Genomic DNA, 16,184 nt, shown 5'->3' with positions numbered 1-16,184 from the left:
CAGGGAGTGAGCCCGATGGCCGACACGCTCGACGACGCCGCCGTCGCCGAACGCCTCCGCGACCTGCCCGCCTGGACCCGCGACGGCGACCAGATCCGCCGCCGGGTCGAGGCGCCCTCGTTCCTCGCCGGGATCGACGTGGTCACCGACGTCGCCCGCGCCGCCGAGGACGCCGACCACCACCCCGACATCGACATCCGCTGGCGGACCGTGGTGTTCGCGCTGTCCACCCACAGCGCCGGGGGCCTGACCGGCAAGGACTTTGACCTCGCCGCGAAGATCGACGCGATCGCGGCCCGGCACGGGGCGGCGTAGCCCCGCCGTGCCGGACCGGGGGTCCTACCGGCCGCCGGACCGGGCGCCGGTTCAGGTGGCGGTGTGCGGGCCGGGGGAGTGCACCGAACGCGAATGGGACCGCGCCCACGAGACCGGGCGGCTCCTCGCCGCCCGCGGCGCCGTGGTGATCTGCGGCGGGCTCGGCGGGGTCATGGCCGCCGCCGCGGCCGGCGCCCGCTCCGCCGGCGGGACGGTCGTCGGGGTGCTGCCCGCCGCCGACCGCGCCGCCGCCGCGTCCGACCTGTCGGTCGTGCTGCCGACCGGCCTCGGCCAGGCCCGCAACACCCTCATCGTCAACGCCGCCGACGCTGTGATCGTCGTCGGCGGGTCGTGGGGGACGCTGTCGGAGCTGGCCCTGGCCCTGCGCCGCGGCACCGTCCCCGTCGTGCAGGTCGGCGGATGGCGCGTGCACGACGAGGAGGGCCGCCCGGTCGGCGGGATCGTCCACGCCGCCGACCCGGCCGACGCCGTCCGCGCCACCGGCCTCTGGCCCTAGCCCGTGCTCGGTCGGCGGGGGTTCAGTGGGCGGAGAAGCCGCCGTCCACGAAGATCGACTGGCCGGTGACGTAGCCGGCCGACGCCGACGCCAGGAACACCGCCGCGCCCGCGAAGTCGTCCGCGACGCCGTTGCGGCCGGTCATCGTCCGCTCGGCGAGGGCCTTCACCATCACCGGGTCGCTGGACAGCCGCGCGTTCAGCGGCGTCATCACGAACCCCGGCACCAGCGTGTTGGCGGTCACGCCGCGGCCCGACCACGCCTCGGCCTGCGACCGGGCCAGCGCGACCAGCCCCGCCTTCGACACCCCGTACGCGCCGCTGGTCACCGACGCGCGGAACGCCTGCTGCGACGCGATGTGGATCAGCCGCCCGAAGCCGCGCCGGGCCATCGCGGGCCCGAACCGCTGGCCGAGCAGGAACGGCGCGTCCAGGTTCACCGCCATCGTGGCGTCCCAGACGTCCGCGCCGAGCTCGTCCATCGGCGGGCGCAGGTTCACCCCGGCCGCGTTCACCAGGATGTCCGGCTCCCCGAACGCCGCCGCCGCGGAGTCGGCGGCGCGCGCCACGCCGTCCCGCGAACCGAGGTCGGCGCTGACCCGCGCCGCCCGGCAGCCGTGCCCCTCCAACTCGCCGACGGTCGCGGCCAGCTCCGCCTCCCGCCGCGCCACGACCACCACGGACGCGCCCGCCCGCGCCAGCGCCACCGCGATCGCCCGGCCGATGCCCGAACTGCCGCCCGTCACCACCGCGACCCTGCCCTCCAGCGAGAACAGCTCCGACAGGTACGGGGCGGGTGACGGCCGGTCGCTCATGACCGAGGAGTCTACGATCCGCGCCCGTCCCACTTGGCCCTGGCCTCCGGCGCGACCGGCAGGTCAGGGGCGGTGATGGGCGGGTCCTCGGCGGGCGGGGCGGGTGTGCGCCTGCGGCGGCGGGCCTCGCGCGCCGCCACGACCACCGCGATCAGGATCGGCACCGCGAACTTCGCCGCCGCCAGGACCGCCGCCAGCCACGGCGGCGCCGACACGTCCGGCAGATCGGGCAGACCCGGCCACGGGACGTCCGGCCAGGGGATCGACGGCGCGTCGACGTCGGGGACCCGCACGTCCGGCCAAGGGACGTCCGGCCACGGCACCGCCCGGAGCAGCACCCGGACCAGCACGCCCAGCCCGAGCAGCGGGAACAGCGCCTTCGCGGTCGCCGCCGCCACGTGCCGCGAGGCGTACAGGAACGGATGCGTTCGCGCCAGCGCCTCCCGGCGGGCCGCCCGCGTCCCCGCGCCCGGCTCGAACGCGACCCGGCCCCCGCCCGAGTCGCCTTCTTCTCCATGGTCGGCGGCGACGAGGTCGCAGCGCGCCGCCTGCCCGTCGACCAGGCCGAGCAGGTCGAACGCCACGGCGACGTTCATCTCCCCGTACGGCAGCTCGGCCTTCATCTCGTCCGTCGTGGTGTCCCCGGCGGGTTCGCCGTCCACGAACAGGCGGACGGTCCGGTCCCAGCCGGCCCGCGCGGTCTCGACCTCCAGCCGGTGCCCGTCGCGGACGAGCGTCCAGCGGCCCGCGGGCGCGCCGCGCGGTGAGAAACCCCCTGTCATGTCCCCGAGTGTCGGCGGCGGCCGCGGTCCGGCGCAGCGCCCGGACGGCCATGCCCGGTAGACCAAAGTCGACACCGCCCAAGACCGGCGCCGCCCAAGACCAGTGCCGCACCGGACCAGTGCCGCACCGGACCGGCGGCGGTCAGGACGCGAACGTCCACCGGGTCGCGCCGAACGGCTCGGTGATGCCGACCGCGACCGCCGTCCGCACGGTGAAGCGGTACAGGTGCCAGGGCGGCGGGCCCGCGCTCTGCGCGCTGAACGGGGCGGTGAACGCGTCGCCGTCGACCTGCGCGGGCCAGCCGCCCTCCCGGTATCCGGCGGCGACCGGCTCCAGCACGGCCGGGTCGGTGACGCGCCGCGCCTCGCCCTCCAGCACCACGTCCGCGATCGCCGTGCGGACCGACAGGGTGCACGCCGGGTTGGCCGCCAGGTCGCGGGACTTGCGGGTGCCGGGGCCGCTGGTGAAGTACAGGTCGCCGTCGTACCAGAGGGCGCCGACGCCCGCCGAGTGCGGACGCCCGTCCGGGCGGACGGTGCCGAGGAACACCGGCGTCTCCATCTTCGGCAGCGCCGCGGTCAGGGCGTCCCGCACGGTGTCCCAGACCAGCTCGCCGCCGCCGTAGATGTCGAGGTTGCGGGCCTCGACGGGTTCACGGACGGTCATGTTTCGTCCTCCTTCGCGCTCGGTCGTACCGTGCACATGCAGACCGGACGGGCGGCGGGAACTCATCGCCGCGCGTCCCCGCCGTCGTACCCCGCCCGCCGGAAAAGGCCCGGAGGAACGCGGTCAGGTTCTGTCCGCGTTGCCGCGCATACTGGGGGGATGTCATCGGCACGACTGCTGCGACTGCTGTCGCTGCTGCAGGCCCGCCGCGAGTGGCCCGGCCCGGAGCTGGCCGCGCGGCTCGGCGTGAGCGTCCGCACCGTCCGCCGCGACGTGGAGCGGCTCCGCGGCCTCGGCTACCCGGTGCACGCCACGCCCGGCGCGGCGGGCGGGTACGGGCTGGAGGCGGGCACGGCGATGCCGCCGCTGCTGCTGGACGACGAGGAGGCCGTCGCGATCGCCGTCGGCCTCCGCGCGGCCGCCGGGGGAGCGGTCGAGGGCATCGGCGAGGCGTCGGTGCGGGCCCTGGCCAAGCTGGAGCAGGTGCTGCCCGCGCGGCTGCGCCGCCGCGTCACCGCCCTGCACGCCGCGACGACCCCGCTGACCGGCCCGCCCGCCGGTCCGACCGCCGACCCCGAGGCGCTGACCGTGCTGGCCGCCGCGTCCCGCGACGGCGAACGGGTCCGCTTCGCCTACCGCGACCGCGCCGACGGCGAGACCCGCCGCCTGGTCGAACCGTACGGGCTGGTGTCGGCCGGCCGCCGCTGGTACCTGGTCGCCTTCGACACCGGCCGCGCCGGCTGGCGGACGTTCCGCGTCGACCGGCTGTCGGACCCGCGCCCCACCGGGGTGCGGTGCCCGCCGCGCGAGCCGCCCGCCGCCGACGCCGCCGCGTTCGTGGCCCGGTCGCTGGCGCGGTCGTCGGCGGGGACGCGTCCCGCCGGGCGGGCGGTGCTGACCGTCCACGCCTCCGCGGCGGAGCTCGCCGACCGGTTCCGGGTGACCGGCGCGGAGGTCGAGCCCGTCGACGACCGCACCTGCAGGCTCCGCACGGCGCCCGACTCCCTGGAGTGGACGGCGCTGCGCATCGCCTACCTCGACCTGGACTTCGAGGTCGACGGCCCGCCCGAGCTCACCGCGAGGCTCGCCGCGATGGCCGCCCGCCTCACCCGCGCCACCACCCCCGTGCGGGAGGCGGGCGGGGCGCGGTGCGAGGATGGGCGCGTGACGCGGGACGAGCCGACGCCTGCCCCGGCGCCCGCACCGGCGGCGGACCGGTGAACGCGCCGGAGGACGCGCACGGGGACCTGCCGCCGGACGAGAACGCCGACGCCGGCCCCGCCCGGACCGCGGGCGGCAACACGGGCGGCAGCACAGCCGGGGCCGCGGGCGGCGGGTCGGAGGGGGCGCGGCAGCCGAAGCCGGGCACGCAGACCGTGGACCGGTCGGTCGCGGTGCTCCGCTCGTTCGAGGACGCTGCCCGGCAGACCCCCACCGAGATCGCGCACCGGACGGGCCTGTCGGTCAGCACCGCGCACCGGATCGTCCACGCCCTGCACGCCACCGGGATGCTCGCGCTGGACGCGGCGACCGAGCGGTACTTCCTCGGCCCCACCACCGCGATCCTCGGGCGGCTGGCGCTGGAGCGGATGGGCGCGACCCTGCTGCAGCCGGAGCTGACCGCGCTGCGCGACGGGACCGGCGAGGCGGTCAGCCTCGGCGTGCGGGCCGGGGACGAGGTCGCGGTGCTGCTGCACCTGCCGTCCACCCACCCGCTGCGGTACGAGCAGCCGCCGGGGGACCGCAACCCGATCCACACGTGCGCGATGGGCAAGACCCTGCTGGCGTTCGGCGGCGACCCCGTCGCGATGGACGAGCCGTACCGCCGCTTCACCCCCGCCACCCTCACCACCCGCGCGGAACTGGACGCCGACCTGCGGCGCGTCCGCGACCGGGGGTTCGCGGTCAACGACGAGGAGCGGCTGGCGGGCGTGCGGGCGGTGGCGGCGCCGGTCCGCGACGGCGGCGGACGGGTGTTCGCGGCGGTCGCGCTCCAGGGGCCGTCGGTCCGGTTCGGCGACGACCGGCTCCCCGCCCTCGCCGAAGCGGTCCGCGCCGCCGCGGGCCGCCTCACCGACCTGCACCGCCACCTCTCCTAACCTGAGCCGCCTGCCTGAGCGGGCTGGTCCAGGCGCCGGGCGGCCGCGGTCAGTTCGTCCAGGAGGGCGGCGACCGCGGGCGGACGCGGGCCCGCCGGGACGACCGCGGCGATGCTCCGGCGGCCGACGCCGGGGACGTCGGCGGCGGCGACGCCCGGCTCGGCGTGCAGCGCGAGCGCCAGCGCGGGCAGCGTCGTGACCGCCAGGCCCCGCGCGACGAGCCGCTGGATCGCGACGTGGTCCTCGGTCGCGTAGGCGATGTCGGGCACGAACCCGGCCCGCGCGCACGCCCACCGCAGATGGTCGCGGCACCGCGCGCACCCCGACGCCCACGTCTCCCCGGCCAGACCGTCCAACCCGGCCAGACCGTCCAGGCCGGCAGGCCCCGGCGCGGCGGCGGGGTGCCCGGCGGGGACGAGGAGCCGCAGCGGGTCGTCGCACAGCGCGACCTCGCGGAACCGGGCGTCGGTGTCGGGCGGCATGTGGGCGTAGCGGAACACGACGGCGACGTCGGTGTCCCCGGCGCGCAGCAGCGACATCGCCTCGGCGGGCTCGGCGTCCACCAGCGTGACCGACACGCCGGGCGCGCGGGCCCGCAGCCCGGCGATCGCGTCGGGCAGCAGCGCCCCGGCGGCGGTGGGGAACACCGCGACGCGGACGCGTCCGGCGCGCAGCCCGGCGATCGCGGCGATGCGCTCCTCGGCGTCGTCCATGCGGGCGAGGACGTCCTCGACGTGCTCGACCAGGATCCGCCCGGCCTCGGTGAGGCGGACGCCGCGGCCGTGCCGCACCACCAGCGGCGTGCCGACCTCGGCCTCCAGCCGCGCGACGTGGTGCGACACGGCGGGCTGGGTGTAGGCGAGGGACTTGGCGGCGGCGGTCATCGAGCCGAGCCGGGCCACCTCCCGCAGGATCCGGCCCCGGTGCAGGTCCAGCATCCCCGCAAGGTATCAACCGTACTGATGGATCGCCCAGAAGATCTTACTTTGTCCTATGGGTGGGGTGTGGCCGACGATCGACGGCATGAGCCTTTCGATCGAGGACGCGCGCCGCGAGTTCCGCGCCGGGGTCGCCTACCTGAACACCGCCGCCTACGGGCTGCCGCCGCGCGCGGCGCACGAGGCGATGCTCGCCGCCGAGCGGGACCGCGCCGCCGGGCTCCTCGCGCCGGGCGCGCTGGACGAGGCCGTCACCCGGTCCAGGGAGGCGTTCGCGCGGCTGCTCGGCGTGCCCGCCGCGCAGGTGGCGTGCGGGCCGCAGGTGTCCTACTTCGTCGGGCTGGTCGCGGCGTCGCTGCCCGCCGGGTCCACCGTCCTGGTCGCCGACGGGGACTTCACCTCGCTGCTGTGGCCGTTCGCCGCCCGCCCCGGCCTGACCGTCCGGTCGGTGCCCCTGGAGCGGATCGCCGAGCACGTGGACGGCGCCGACGTCGTCGCGGTGTCGGCGGTGCAGTCCGCCGACGGGCGCGTCGCCCCGATGGGCGACTTGGTCGCCGCCGCCCGCGTGCACGGCGCGCGGATCCTGCTGGACGCCACCCAGGCCGCCGGATGGCTGCCGCTGCCCGCCGCCGACGTCGACTGGCTGGTGTGCGGCGGGTACAAGTGGCTGCTCGGACCGCGCGGCACCTGCTTCCTCACCGGCACACCCGAAGCGCTGGACGCGCTGCCCGCCGCGGCCGCCGGCTGGTACGCGGGCGCCGACGTCTGGGACTCGGTGTACGGCCTGCCGCTGCGCCTGGCCCCGGACGCGCGCCGCCTGGACATGTCCCCGGCGTGGCAGTGCTGGGCCGGGCACGCCCCCGCCCTGGAACTGCTGGAACGCGTCGGGGTCGAGGCGATCCACGCCCACGACGTGGGTCTGGCGCGCCGGTTCAGCGCGGCGCTCGGGCTCCCGCCCGGCGACTCGGCGATCGTGCCGGTGACCGTCCCGGACGGGACGGCCGAGACGCTGCGCGCGGGCGGCGTGGTCGCCTCGGTCCGGGCGGGACGGCTGCGCTGCGCGTTCCACCTCACCACCACCGAGGCCGACGTCGACAAGGCCGCCGCCCTCCTCATCGCGGCCGGCGCGGGCGGGACGGAGTGCGGGACGAGGTGAGGGACGGGGTGAGGTTCGGGCGTTCGCCGAAGTTCTTACAAGGTTCGTACAAGGCGCCGTGACGGGGCGGTTCCCGGCGGTGCGGGCGGTCCGCGCGGCCTACGTTCGTCGGCATGAACGTACTGCTCACCGGGTCGGCGGGGTTCGTCGGCTCGCACGTGGCCGAGGCGTTGGCCGCCGCCGGGCACCGCGTCCGCGGCCTGGACCTGCGCCCCAGCGCCCCCGGCACGGAGACCGACGGGCTGGTGGAGGGGAAGGTCGGGGACGTGCGGGACGCCGACGCCGTCGCGCGGGCGCTGCGCGGCGTGGACGCCGTCTGCCACCAGGCCGCCAAGGTCGGCCTCGGCGTGGACGTGTCCGACATGCCCGACTACACGTCCGCGAACGTGCAGGGCACCGCGGTGCTGCTCGCGGAGATGGCCCGCGCCGGGGTCGGCGCGCTGGTCCTGGCGTCGTCGATGGTGGTGTACGGGGAGGGCGCCTACGCCTGCGGGCGGCACGGGAGCGTGCGCCCCGGGCCGCGGCCGGAGGAGGCGCTGCGGGCCGGGCGGTTCGAGCCCGCCTGCCCCGAGTGCGGCCGTCCCCTCGACCCGGGCGCGGTCGCGGAGGACGCGCCGCTCGCGCCCCGCAACGCCTACGCCGACACCAAGCTCGCGCAGGAGAACCTGGCGGCGTCGTGGGCGCGGGCGACCGGCGGGACCGTCGCCGCGCTGCGCTACCACAACGTGTACGGGCCGCGGATGCCGCGCGGCACCCCCTACGCCGGGGTCGCGGCGATCTTCCGGTCGCGGCTGGCGGACGGCCGCGCGCCGCTGGTGTTCGAGGACGGCGGGCAGCGCCGCGACTTCGTGCACGTCCGCGACGTCGCCCGCGCGAACGTCCTCGCGGTGGAGCGGGTCGCGGCTGAGCGGTCCGGGGTGGAGCGGCCGCCGGAGCCGGGCGGGCTGCGCGCCTACAACGTCGCCAGCGGCGAGCCGCGCACGGTCGGGGACCTGGCGGCGGCGCTGGCCGCCGCGGCCGGGGGCCCGGCGCCGCGCGTCACCGGCGACTACCGGCTCGGCGACGTCCGGCACATCGTCGCGCGCCCCGACCGGGCCCGCCGCGAGCTGGGGTTCGCGGCGTCGGTGTCGTTCGCCGACGGGATGGCCGAGTTCGCGCGCCCACCCGCCCCCACCACGGTCGCCGTCGAGGCCGGGTCGCCGAAGGCGGTGACGCGGTGACCGGCGGCGCGATCGACGTGATCCTCCCGTGCCTGGACGAGGCCGGGGCGCTGCCGTGGGTGCTGGCCCGGATGCCGGACGGGTTCCGCCCGCTGGTGGTCGACAACGGCTCCACCGACGGGTCGGCGGACGTGGCCGAGGCGCACGGCGCGCGGGTGGTCGCGGCGCCGGTCCGGGGGTTCGGCGCGGCGTGCCACGCGGGCCTGCTCGCCGCGTCCAGCGACGTGGTGTGCGTGATGGACGCCGACGCCTCACTCGACCCCGCCGACCTGCCCCGCCTGACCGCCGAACTACAGGCCCTTCAGTCGGGCGGCGTCCCCGGCCTGGTGCTGGGGCGGCGGCGGCCGGTGGGGCGGGGCGCGTGGCCGCCGCACGCCCGGCTCGGCAACGCCGTGCTGGCCCGGTCGCTGAACCGGCGCGCCGGGACCCGGCTGCGCGACCTCGGCCCGATGCGCGCCGCCCGGCGCGCCGCGCTGCTGTCGCTCGGGCTGGCCGACCGCCGGTTCGGCTACCCGCTGGAGACGGTGCTGCGCGCGGCCGCCGCGGGCTGGCGGATCACCGAGGTCGACGTCCCCTACCGGCCGCGGACCGGGACGTCGAAGGTCACCGGGACGCTCGGCGGGACGGTCCGCGCCGTCCGCGACATGCGCCGCGTCCTGGCGGAGACCGCGCCATGACGCCCGCACCCGCCGAAGCGGACCTGGTGGTGATCGCCAAGGAACCGGCGCCGGGCCGGGTCAAGACCCGCCTGTCCCCCCGCTACACCCCGGGCGAGGCGGCGGTCCTGGCGGAGGCGGCGCTGCGCGACACGCTCGCCGCCGTCACCGCCGCCCCGGCCGGGCGCCGCACTTTGGCGCTGTCCGGGACGCCGGGGCCGTGGCTGCCGGCCGGGGTCGCGGTCGTCGCGCAGCGCGGCGGCGGCCTGGACGAGCGCCTCGCCGCCGCGTTCGACGACGCCTACGCCGGACGCCCCCTCGTCCTCATCGGAATGGACACCCCGCAGGTCACCCCCGCGTTCCTCGCCGAGGCGGGCCGTGCGCTGGCCCGGCGGGACGCGGTGCTCGGCCCGGCGTCTGACGGCGGTTTCTGGCTGCTCGGGCTGCGCCGCCCGGACGCGCGGCTGCTGCGCGGCGTCCCGATGTCGACCCCCCGCACCGGCGAGGCGCAGCTCGCGCGGCTGCACGCCGCCGGGCTCACGGTGGGGCTGCTGCCTGAGCTGACCGACGTCGACGTCCCGGCCGACGCCGACGCGGTCGCCGACCTGGCGCCCGCGACCCGGTTCGCCGCCGCCGTCCGCGCCCTGCGCGCCGCGCGGGCCGGACGGGAGGGGGCGGTGTCGGCGTGATCGGCGAACTGTACGAGGACGCGCTGCGCGGCCGCGTCCCGGTGGAGATCGAGCACGCCGACGGGCGGCGCCGCCCGCTGCCGGTGCGGGACTGGCTGGGCCCGCGCCCCGGCGACGGCGGGCTCCTGGCCCGCTGCGCGGGCCCCACCCTGGACGTCGGTTCCGGTCCGGGGCGGCTGACGGTGGCGCTGGCCCGCCGCGGCGTCCCCGTGCTGGGCATCGACCTGGCCCCGGCCGCGGTCGCGCTGACCGTCGCGGCGGGCGCCCCGGCGCTGTGCCGGGACGTGTTCGGCCGCGTCCCCGGCGCCGGACGGTGGCGGACGGCGCTGCTCGCCGACGGCAACATCGGCATCGGCGGCGACCCGGCCGCGCTGCTGCGCCGCGTCCTGGCGCTGCTCGCGCCCGGCGGACTGGTCCTGGCGGAGGTGGAGCCGCCCGGCGCGGGGTCGCGGGTGGAGCCGCTGCGGCTGCGGTCGGGACGCGCGGTCGGGGAGTGGTTCGCCTGGGCGCGGGTGTCGGCCGACGCCGCCGCCGGCCTCGCCGCCGAGTGCGCGGCGTCGGTCACCGAAGTGTGGGAGGAGGCGGACCGGTGGTTCGTCGCGCTGCGCCGCTGAAACACCCGGGCCGCCTCGGGCCCGCGGACCCCCGGACCATCGCGGGACGGTTCACCAGCCCCCTGCACGACGAGCGGATCGCGGCGTGGCTGGGGATCGCCCTCGGGATCAGCTTCACCTCGGCGTTCGCGACCGGGCTGGTGTCCCACTTCATGCAGCACCCGCAGGGCTGGATGGCGTGGCCGTCGCGTCCGGTGAACCTGTACCGCGTCACGCAAGGCGTCCACGTGATCGGCGGGCTGGCGACGGTGCCGCTGCTGCTGGCCAAGCTGTGGACGGTCTACCCGCGGCTGTGGCAGTGGCCGCCGATCCGCTCGGCGGCGCACGCGGCGCGCCGCGCGGCGGTGTTCGCGCTGGTCGCGGGCTCGGTGTTCCAGCTCGTCACCGGCGTGCTGAACATCGCGTACTGGTACGCGTTCCCGTTCTTCTTCACCACCGCGCACTACTGGACCGCCTACATCGTGTTCGGCGCGCTGCTGATCCACGTCGTCGACCAGTGGGACGGGACGCGCCGCACCGTCATGACCCGCCCCCGCGACGCGGTCGGCCGCCGCGGGTTCCTGCTCACCGCCGCCGGGGCGTCCGGGCTGATCGCGGCGGCGACCGTGGGGCAGACGTTCACGCCGCTGGCGCGGCTGGCGGTGCTCGCGCCGCGCCGTCCCGGCGTCGGGCCGCAGCGGCTGCCGGTGAACAAGTCCGCCGCGTACGCGGGCGTGGTCGCGGCGGCCCGCGACCCCGGGTGGCGGCTCACGGTGACCGGCCGCGTCCGCCGCGAGGTCGCGCTGTCGCTGGAGGACCTGCGCGCCCTCCCGCAGCGCGCCGCGCGGCTCCCGATCGCGTGCGTGGAGGGGTGGAGCGCGGAGGCCGACTGGCGCGGCGTCCGGCTCCGGGACGTGCTGGCCCTGGCGGGCGCCCCCGCCGACGCGCGGGTGCGGGTGGAGTCGCTGGAGACCTGGGGGCTCTACCGCACCTCCGACGTCGCGCCCGACCACTGGCGCGACCCGCTCACCCTCCTCGCGCTGGAGGTCAACGGCGAACCGCTCGCCCTGGACCACGGCTACCCCTGCCGCCTGATCGCGCCGAACCGCCCCGGCGTGATGCAGACCAAATGGCTGTACCGGGTGGTGGTCACGTGAACGTTCCGCTGGGTGCGGTGGTGAGGGGCGCGGTGAGCCTGGCCGGGGCGGCGCTGATCGGGTGGGGCGTGTACGGGATCGCCGCGCACGTCGGGGTCGGGGGATGGGTGACGTGGTTCGCGGGGGCGGCGGTGCTGCACGACGGGGTGCTGGTCCCGCTGGTGCTCGTCGCCGGGGTGCTGACCGGGTTCGTCCCGGCCGCCTACCGGCGGGCCGTGCGGGCCGCGCTGGTGACGGCGGGCTGCGTGACGGTGGTGGCGCTGCCGATGGTCCTAGGGAAGGGGCGGCGGGCGGACGAGCCGTCCCGGCTGCCGCTGCCCTACGACCGCAACTTCGCGATCGTCCTGGCCTTCGTGGCGGCGGTGGCCGCGGCGTCGGTCGCGGTCCGCGGGGTCGCGCGGCGGAGGAGGCGGGCGCGATGACGGTCACCCGGGTCCGGCGCGAGGCCGCCGGAGGCGCGGGCGACGCGCGGCGGGCGGGACGGTCCGGATGGGTCGCGGTGGCGGTGTGGGCGGCGGGGATCGCGGCCGCGTTCGCCGTCGGCTGGCAGCTGCGCCGCGCCGGGCTGGCCACCGAGGACGCGCTGCCCCCGCTGCACGCCCGCCTGCGCGGGCGTCCCCTGACCTGGCCGGTCCTGCCCGCCGCCGCGGTCGCCGCCGCGCTGGTCGCGGCGCTCCCGGCGCTGGCGGCGCGGCTGCCGTGGCGGGCGCTGCCGCCCGCCGCGTGGGCGGCGAGCGCGGCGTGGACGGTCACGCTCGCCGCCGCCGCCGGCCCGGCCGCCCTCGCCCGCCCCCTGGACGCGCCGACCGAGTACCCGGCGGGCCTGGCGCAGGTCCGCCCCGCCCCCCTGGAATGGATCGCGACGTTCACCGACCGGCTCGGCGGCTACACCACGCACGTGCGGGGGCATCCGCCGCTGCCGACGCTGGTGCTGTGGGCGCTGGAGCGGGCCGGGCTCGGTGGGACGGCCTGGGCGGCGGCGCTGATCGTCGCGGCGGGCACGTCGGCGGCGGCGGCGATCGCGGTCACGGGGCGGTGCGTGGCGGGCGAGGCGGCGGCGCGGTCGGCGGTCCCGTTCCTGGCGCTGGCCCCGCTTGCGGTGTGGGTGGCGACGGCGATGGACGCGTTCTTCCTGGCCGTGGCCGCCTGGGGCACCGCCCTGCTGGCGATGTCCGCGCGGTCGGCGCGCCCGGTCATACCCGCCGCGGCGGGCGGGCTGCTGCTGGGATGCGTGCCGTATCTGAGCTACGGGCTGCTGCCGCTGTTCGCGGTCCCGGCGGCGGTGGTGCTGCTGCGGCGTCCTCCGGCGCGCGCGATGGTCGCGGCGGCTCTCGGGCTGGCGGTGGTCCCGGCGGCGTTCACGGCGCTGGGGTTCTGGTGGCCGGACGGCGTCCGCGCGACCCTGGACACCTACCTGGTCAGCCGCGGGTCGGCGCAGCGCTCCTACGCCTACTTCGCGTTCGGGAACCTGGCGGTGCTGGGGCTGCTCACGGGCCCGGCGGTCGCGCACGCCCTGCCCCGGACGGCGGCGGCGCTGTGGCGCGCCGCCCGCTCCCGGACGGCGCTCCCGGGCGCCGCGGTTCTGGCGGGGGCGGCGCTGCTGGGGGTGCTCGTCCTGGACGCGTCCGGCGTCACCAAGGGCGAGGTCGAGCGGATCTGGGTGCCGTTCGCCGCGTGGCTGCTCGTCGCCGCCCCGCCGGAGCACCGCCGCCGGGGATGGCTGGCGGCGCAGGCGGCGACGGCGCTGGCCGTCCAGGCGCTGGTCCTGTCGCCCTGGTGACCGGCCCTCCACGGCCCGCGAAGAAACTTCGAAGAAAAAATCCGGGGGATGTCGATCCGGGCGCGGGCCGTGCGACGCATCGGTGAAAGGCAGACGAGACACCCGCACGGAAGGACCACCGCCATGACCGCCCACACCGCCACCACTCACACCGCGTCCGCCCTCCCCACCGTCCCCGAGACCGCCGCCGGGGAGCGTCGCGTGCTGCGCAAGGTGCTGTGGGGCGCGCAGATCTTGCTGGCCGCGTTCCTGTTCTTCGCCTCGGCGCTGCCGAAGTTCGCCGGCCAGGCCGACGCGGTGACGACGTTCGACGAGATCGGCTGGGGCCAGTGGCTCCGGTACGTGACCGGCGCGGTCGAGGCGGCGGGCGCCATCGGCCTGGTGGTCCCGCGGCTCGCGGGGCTGGCCGCCGCGGGGCTGATCGGGCTGATGGGCGGCGCCGTCCTCACCCAGGTGCTGGTGCTGGAGCCGGCGTGGGCGCTGCTGCCCGCCGCCTTCGCGGCGGTGTTCGCGGCGATCGCCTGGGACCGCCGCGCCGAGTCCCGCGCGGTCCTGCACTCCCTGAAGCGCTGACCCCGAACGCGAACGGCGGACGGCCCGGGGCCCCGGTGGGGGCCGCCGGGCCGTACGCCGTTCGGGTGTTCCGCTCAAGCGCCGGGTGCGCCTTCCCCGCGCAGGGCGGCGCGGAGTTCGGCGGTGAGCGCGGCCGCCTCCTCGGGACGCCCGTGGTACGCGGCGGGCGTGTTCTGGAACAGCGCGACCCGCCACCGTCCCATGAGTTTGGACGCGGTGAGGGTCTGCACGCAGTTCACGGCGGGGTCGATGTCGGCGGAGCCGGGCGGGACCATGCCCGCGACGGCGCGCAGCACGGCGGCGCCCGGCCCGACGACGCGGACGTCGCGGACCACGGCGACGTACCGGGCGGTGGCGTGGCCGGCGAAGATCCGGTCGAGCTGCTCGGCGATCCGCTCGCGGCCCGGGTGCACGGTGCCGTCGAAACCGACGGCCTCGCCGTCATCGTGGAACGGGTCGGCGAAGGCGCGGCCGTCGCGGGCGTTCCAGCCGTCCAGGACCCGCCGGTACAGGTCGCGGACGGCGTCCAGGTCGCCGAGCAGCGCGGCGTAGCGGTCGTGGTGGACGCGCCAGCGGTCGGTGGTCCAGGTCGCCCAGTCGACGCGGGCGCCGCCGAGCGCGTCGTCGAGGTAGTCCAGGTGCAGGTGCCATCCGGCGAGGGCGCGGGTGACGAACTCCTCGGGGACCTCGACGTGGCTGGTGAACACCAGGTGCGTCCCGTCGGGGACGGGGGTGAGCTCCCAGCGCAGGACGCCGTGCAGGTCGGAGTCCAGTTCGAGCAGGCGCGGCGGGTCGAAGGCGGTGACGGTGCCGCGGGCGACGGCGGGCTCGGCGTCGCCCGCGTTGAGCCAGCGCAGCTCGAACCCGCCGCACACGGCGGGTTCCAACTCGGCGTCGGCGAGCCAGGCCGACAGCTCGGCGGGGTCGGTGAGGGCGCGCCAGACCCGCTCGGGCGGGTGCCGCAGGCGGCGCTCCAGGCGCAGCAGGGCGCGGCCGTCCCGGCGGGCGGCGGCGCCGTAGGGGGCGCCGGTGTCCGGGTCGTGGGTGGTCATGGCCACGAACATAACCCGCCACGCATATGCCTTTCAAGGCATGTAAGGATCGGAGGGCTCAGGTGGGGGGCCAGGTGATGAGGGTGTGGCCCCACGTCAGGCCCGCGCCGAACCCGGCGAGCAGGACCAGGTCGCCGGGCCCGATCCGGTCGTCGCGGACGGCGCGGTCCAGGGCGTAGGGGATGCTGGCGGCGCCGATGTTGCCGACGTCCTGCCCGGCGATGGCGAGCTGGGCGGGGTCCAGGCCGGCGCCGCCGGCGAGGGAGGCGACCAGCCGCGGGTTGGGCTGGTGCGGGACGACCAGGTCCAGGTCGGCGGGTTTGAGCCCGGCGGCGTCGGCGGCGTCGCCGACCAGCCGAGGGAAGATCTCGGCGATGAAGTCGCGGACGGCGCGCCCGTCCATGTGGATGGTGTGGCCCAGCCCGGCGAGGGTGTCGGCGCTGGCGGGGGCGCGGCTGCCGCCCGCCGGGATGAGGACGTCGTCGGCGCCCGCGCCGTCCGACCCGAGCGTGATCGGCCCGAACCCGTAGGGCGGGGGGACGGGCCCGACGACCGCGGCGGCGGCGCCGTCGCCGAACAGCGCGGCGGTGGCGCGGTCGGCGCGGTTGAGGAACCGCGAGTACACCTCGACGCCGACGACCAGCGCGTACGGGGCCGAGCCGCGCTGGGTGGCCAGCCACCCGACGGCGGTCTGCAGCCCGAACACGAACCCGGTGCAGGCGGCGGAGATGTCGAACGCGGCGGCCCGGCGGGCGCCGAGCATCGCCTGCACGCGGCAGGCGGTGGACGGCGCGATCACGTCGGGCGTGGACGTGCCGAGGACGATCAGCCCGACGTCGGCGGCGTCCAGCCCGGCGGCGCGCAGCGCGCGGTCGGCGGCGGCGGCCGCGAGGTCGGAGGCGGCCTCGGCGGGCGCGGCGACGTGCCGGCGGCGGATCCCGGTGCGGGACTCGATCCACCCGGGGTCCAGCCCGAGGGACTCCGACACCTCGGCGCTCGGGACGCCGTCGCCGGGCAGGTAGGACCCGGTCGCGCGGATCGCCCAGGACGGCCCGCCGAACGGGAGGTGCTGGTCCGGCCGGGGCCGGGGGAGCGGGCCCGGCCCGCCCGACCGCCGTTCCGCGCGTCCGCCGCCGTGTCCGGTCATGTGCGCGTTCATCTGCCCGCCACCCTCCG

At 77.8% G+C, this 16,184-nt stretch carries 19 protein-coding genes; 13 read left to right on the top strand and 6 right to left on the bottom strand.

What is annotated here, in order from left to right:
- Nucleotides 1-15 precede the first annotated feature (15 nt).
- Both FXF68_RS30605 and FXF68_RS30600 read left to right on the top strand, forming a co-directional pair.
- On the top strand, nt 16-315 hold the full coding sequence (locus tag FXF68_RS30605) for a 4a-hydroxytetrahydrobiopterin dehydratase (RefSeq protein WP_148765315.1): 300 nt from the start codon (nt 16-18) through the stop codon (nt 313-315).
- 7 nt (nt 316-322) lie between these two features.
- Complete coding sequence (locus tag FXF68_RS30600; protein WP_148765313.1) at nt 323-832, top strand: TIGR00725 family protein; 510 nt, start codon at nt 323-325, stop codon at nt 830-832.
- Between the two features lie 22 nt (nt 833-854).
- Here the strand turns inward: FXF68_RS30600 and FXF68_RS30595 are convergent, their stop codons facing one another.
- From FXF68_RS30595 to FXF68_RS30585, 3 genes are all read right to left on the bottom strand, one after another.
- Nucleotides 855-1,646: an SDR family NAD(P)-dependent oxidoreductase gene (locus FXF68_RS30595; protein ID WP_148765311.1), complete on the bottom strand. Its 792-nt coding sequence runs from the start codon at nt 1,644-1,646 to the stop codon at nt 855-857.
- A gap of 11 nt (nt 1,647-1,657) precedes the next feature.
- Nucleotides 1,658-2,428 (bottom strand): hypothetical protein, encoded by a 771-nt coding sequence (locus FXF68_RS30590; protein ID WP_148765309.1) that lies wholly within the window; start codon nt 2,426-2,428, stop codon nt 1,658-1,660.
- 142 nt (nt 2,429-2,570) lie between these two features.
- Nucleotides 2,571-3,095, bottom strand: a complete 525-nt coding sequence (locus FXF68_RS30585) for a pyridoxamine 5'-phosphate oxidase family protein (RefSeq protein ID WP_148765307.1) — start codon at nt 3,093-3,095, stop codon at nt 2,571-2,573.
- Between the two features lie 159 nt (nt 3,096-3,254).
- Here FXF68_RS30585 and FXF68_RS30580 point away from each other — a divergent pair, with 159 nt between their 5' ends.
- Nucleotides 3,255-4,316: a helix-turn-helix transcriptional regulator gene (locus tag FXF68_RS30580; protein ID WP_148765305.1), complete on the top strand. Its 1,062-nt coding sequence runs from the start codon at nt 3,255-3,257 to the stop codon at nt 4,314-4,316.
- Nucleotides 4,313-5,194, top strand: coding sequence for an IclR family transcriptional regulator (locus FXF68_RS30575; RefSeq protein ID WP_187438174.1), 882 nt, complete (start codon nt 4,313-4,315; stop codon nt 5,192-5,194). Before FXF68_RS30580 ends, FXF68_RS30575 begins: the two co-directional genes overlap by 4 nt.
- Here FXF68_RS30575 and FXF68_RS30570 read toward each other — a convergent pair.
- On the bottom strand, nt 5,191-6,132 hold the full coding sequence (locus FXF68_RS30570) for a LysR family transcriptional regulator (protein WP_148765301.1): 942 nt from the start codon (nt 6,130-6,132) through the stop codon (nt 5,191-5,193). The genes FXF68_RS30575 and FXF68_RS30570 overlap by 4 nt on opposite strands.
- A gap of 85 nt (nt 6,133-6,217) precedes the next feature.
- On the opposite strand from FXF68_RS30570, the gene FXF68_RS30565 reads away from it, so the two are divergent.
- The 9 genes from FXF68_RS30565 (at nt 6,218) to FXF68_RS30525 (ending at nt 13,956) form a co-directional block, all read left to right on the top strand.
- Nucleotides 6,218-7,288 (top strand): aminotransferase class V-fold PLP-dependent enzyme, encoded by a 1,071-nt coding sequence (locus tag FXF68_RS30565; RefSeq protein ID WP_222870155.1) that lies wholly within the window; start codon nt 6,218-6,220, stop codon nt 7,286-7,288.
- A 113-nt stretch (nt 7,289-7,401) separates the two neighbouring features.
- Nucleotides 7,402-8,508: an NAD-dependent epimerase/dehydratase family protein gene (locus FXF68_RS30560; RefSeq protein WP_148765297.1), complete on the top strand. Its 1,107-nt coding sequence runs from the start codon at nt 7,402-7,404 to the stop codon at nt 8,506-8,508.
- Nucleotides 8,505-9,185, top strand: a complete 681-nt coding sequence (locus tag FXF68_RS30555; protein WP_222870154.1) for a glycosyltransferase family 2 protein — start codon at nt 8,505-8,507, stop codon at nt 9,183-9,185. Before FXF68_RS30560 ends, FXF68_RS30555 begins: the two co-directional genes overlap by 4 nt.
- Entirely contained in the window at nt 9,182-9,853 is a 672-nt protein-coding gene (locus FXF68_RS30550) for a TIGR04282 family arsenosugar biosynthesis glycosyltransferase (protein ID WP_148765294.1), read from the top strand. Before FXF68_RS30555 ends, FXF68_RS30550 begins: the two co-directional genes overlap by 4 nt.
- Nucleotides 9,850-10,467 (top strand): class I SAM-dependent methyltransferase, encoded by a 618-nt coding sequence (locus tag FXF68_RS30545; protein ID WP_148765292.1) that lies wholly within the window; start codon nt 9,850-9,852, stop codon nt 10,465-10,467. Before FXF68_RS30550 ends, FXF68_RS30545 begins: the two co-directional genes overlap by 4 nt.
- Nucleotides 10,443-11,603: a molybdopterin-dependent oxidoreductase gene (locus FXF68_RS30540; protein ID WP_187438173.1), complete on the top strand. Its 1,161-nt coding sequence runs from the start codon at nt 10,443-10,445 to the stop codon at nt 11,601-11,603. The genes FXF68_RS30545 and FXF68_RS30540 overlap by 25 nt, the downstream gene beginning before the upstream one ends.
- Nucleotides 11,600-12,025 (top strand): hypothetical protein, encoded by a 426-nt coding sequence (locus FXF68_RS30535; protein ID WP_148765289.1) that lies wholly within the window; start codon nt 11,600-11,602, stop codon nt 12,023-12,025. Before FXF68_RS30540 ends, FXF68_RS30535 begins: the two co-directional genes overlap by 4 nt.
- The gene (locus FXF68_RS30530) at nt 12,022-13,383 is read left to right on the top strand and encodes a hypothetical protein (RefSeq protein ID WP_148765286.1); all 1,362 of its coding nucleotides are present in this window, start codon (nt 12,022-12,024) and stop codon (nt 13,381-13,383) included. Before FXF68_RS30535 ends, FXF68_RS30530 begins: the two co-directional genes overlap by 4 nt.
- A gap of 123 nt (nt 13,384-13,506) precedes the next feature.
- The gene (locus tag FXF68_RS30525; protein ID WP_148765284.1) at nt 13,507-13,956 is read left to right on the top strand and encodes a DoxX family protein; all 450 of its coding nucleotides are present in this window, start codon (nt 13,507-13,509) and stop codon (nt 13,954-13,956) included.
- Between the two features lie 74 nt (nt 13,957-14,030).
- Here FXF68_RS30525 and FXF68_RS30520 read toward each other — a convergent pair whose 3' ends face one another.
- Together FXF68_RS30520 and FXF68_RS30515 are read right to left on the bottom strand one after the other, a co-directional pair.
- Nucleotides 14,031-15,008: an SgcJ/EcaC family oxidoreductase gene (locus FXF68_RS30520; protein ID WP_148765282.1), complete on the bottom strand. Its 978-nt coding sequence runs from the start codon at nt 15,006-15,008 to the stop codon at nt 14,031-14,033.
- A 58-nt stretch (nt 15,009-15,066) separates the two neighbouring features.
- A complete protein-coding gene (locus tag FXF68_RS30515; RefSeq protein ID WP_246179038.1) occupies nt 15,067-16,167 on the bottom strand; it encodes a 3-oxoacyl-ACP synthase III family protein in 1,101 nt (366 codons plus the stop codon).
- Nucleotides 16,168-16,184 lie beyond the last annotated feature (17 nt).

Source organism: Actinomadura decatromicini (assembly GCF_008121305.1).
Classification (GTDB): Bacteria; Actinomycetota; Actinomycetes; order Streptosporangiales; family Streptosporangiaceae; genus Spirillospora; species Spirillospora syzygii.
Note: the sequence above shows the minus strand (reverse complement) of the source record. Positions and strands in the feature narration are given on the sequence as shown.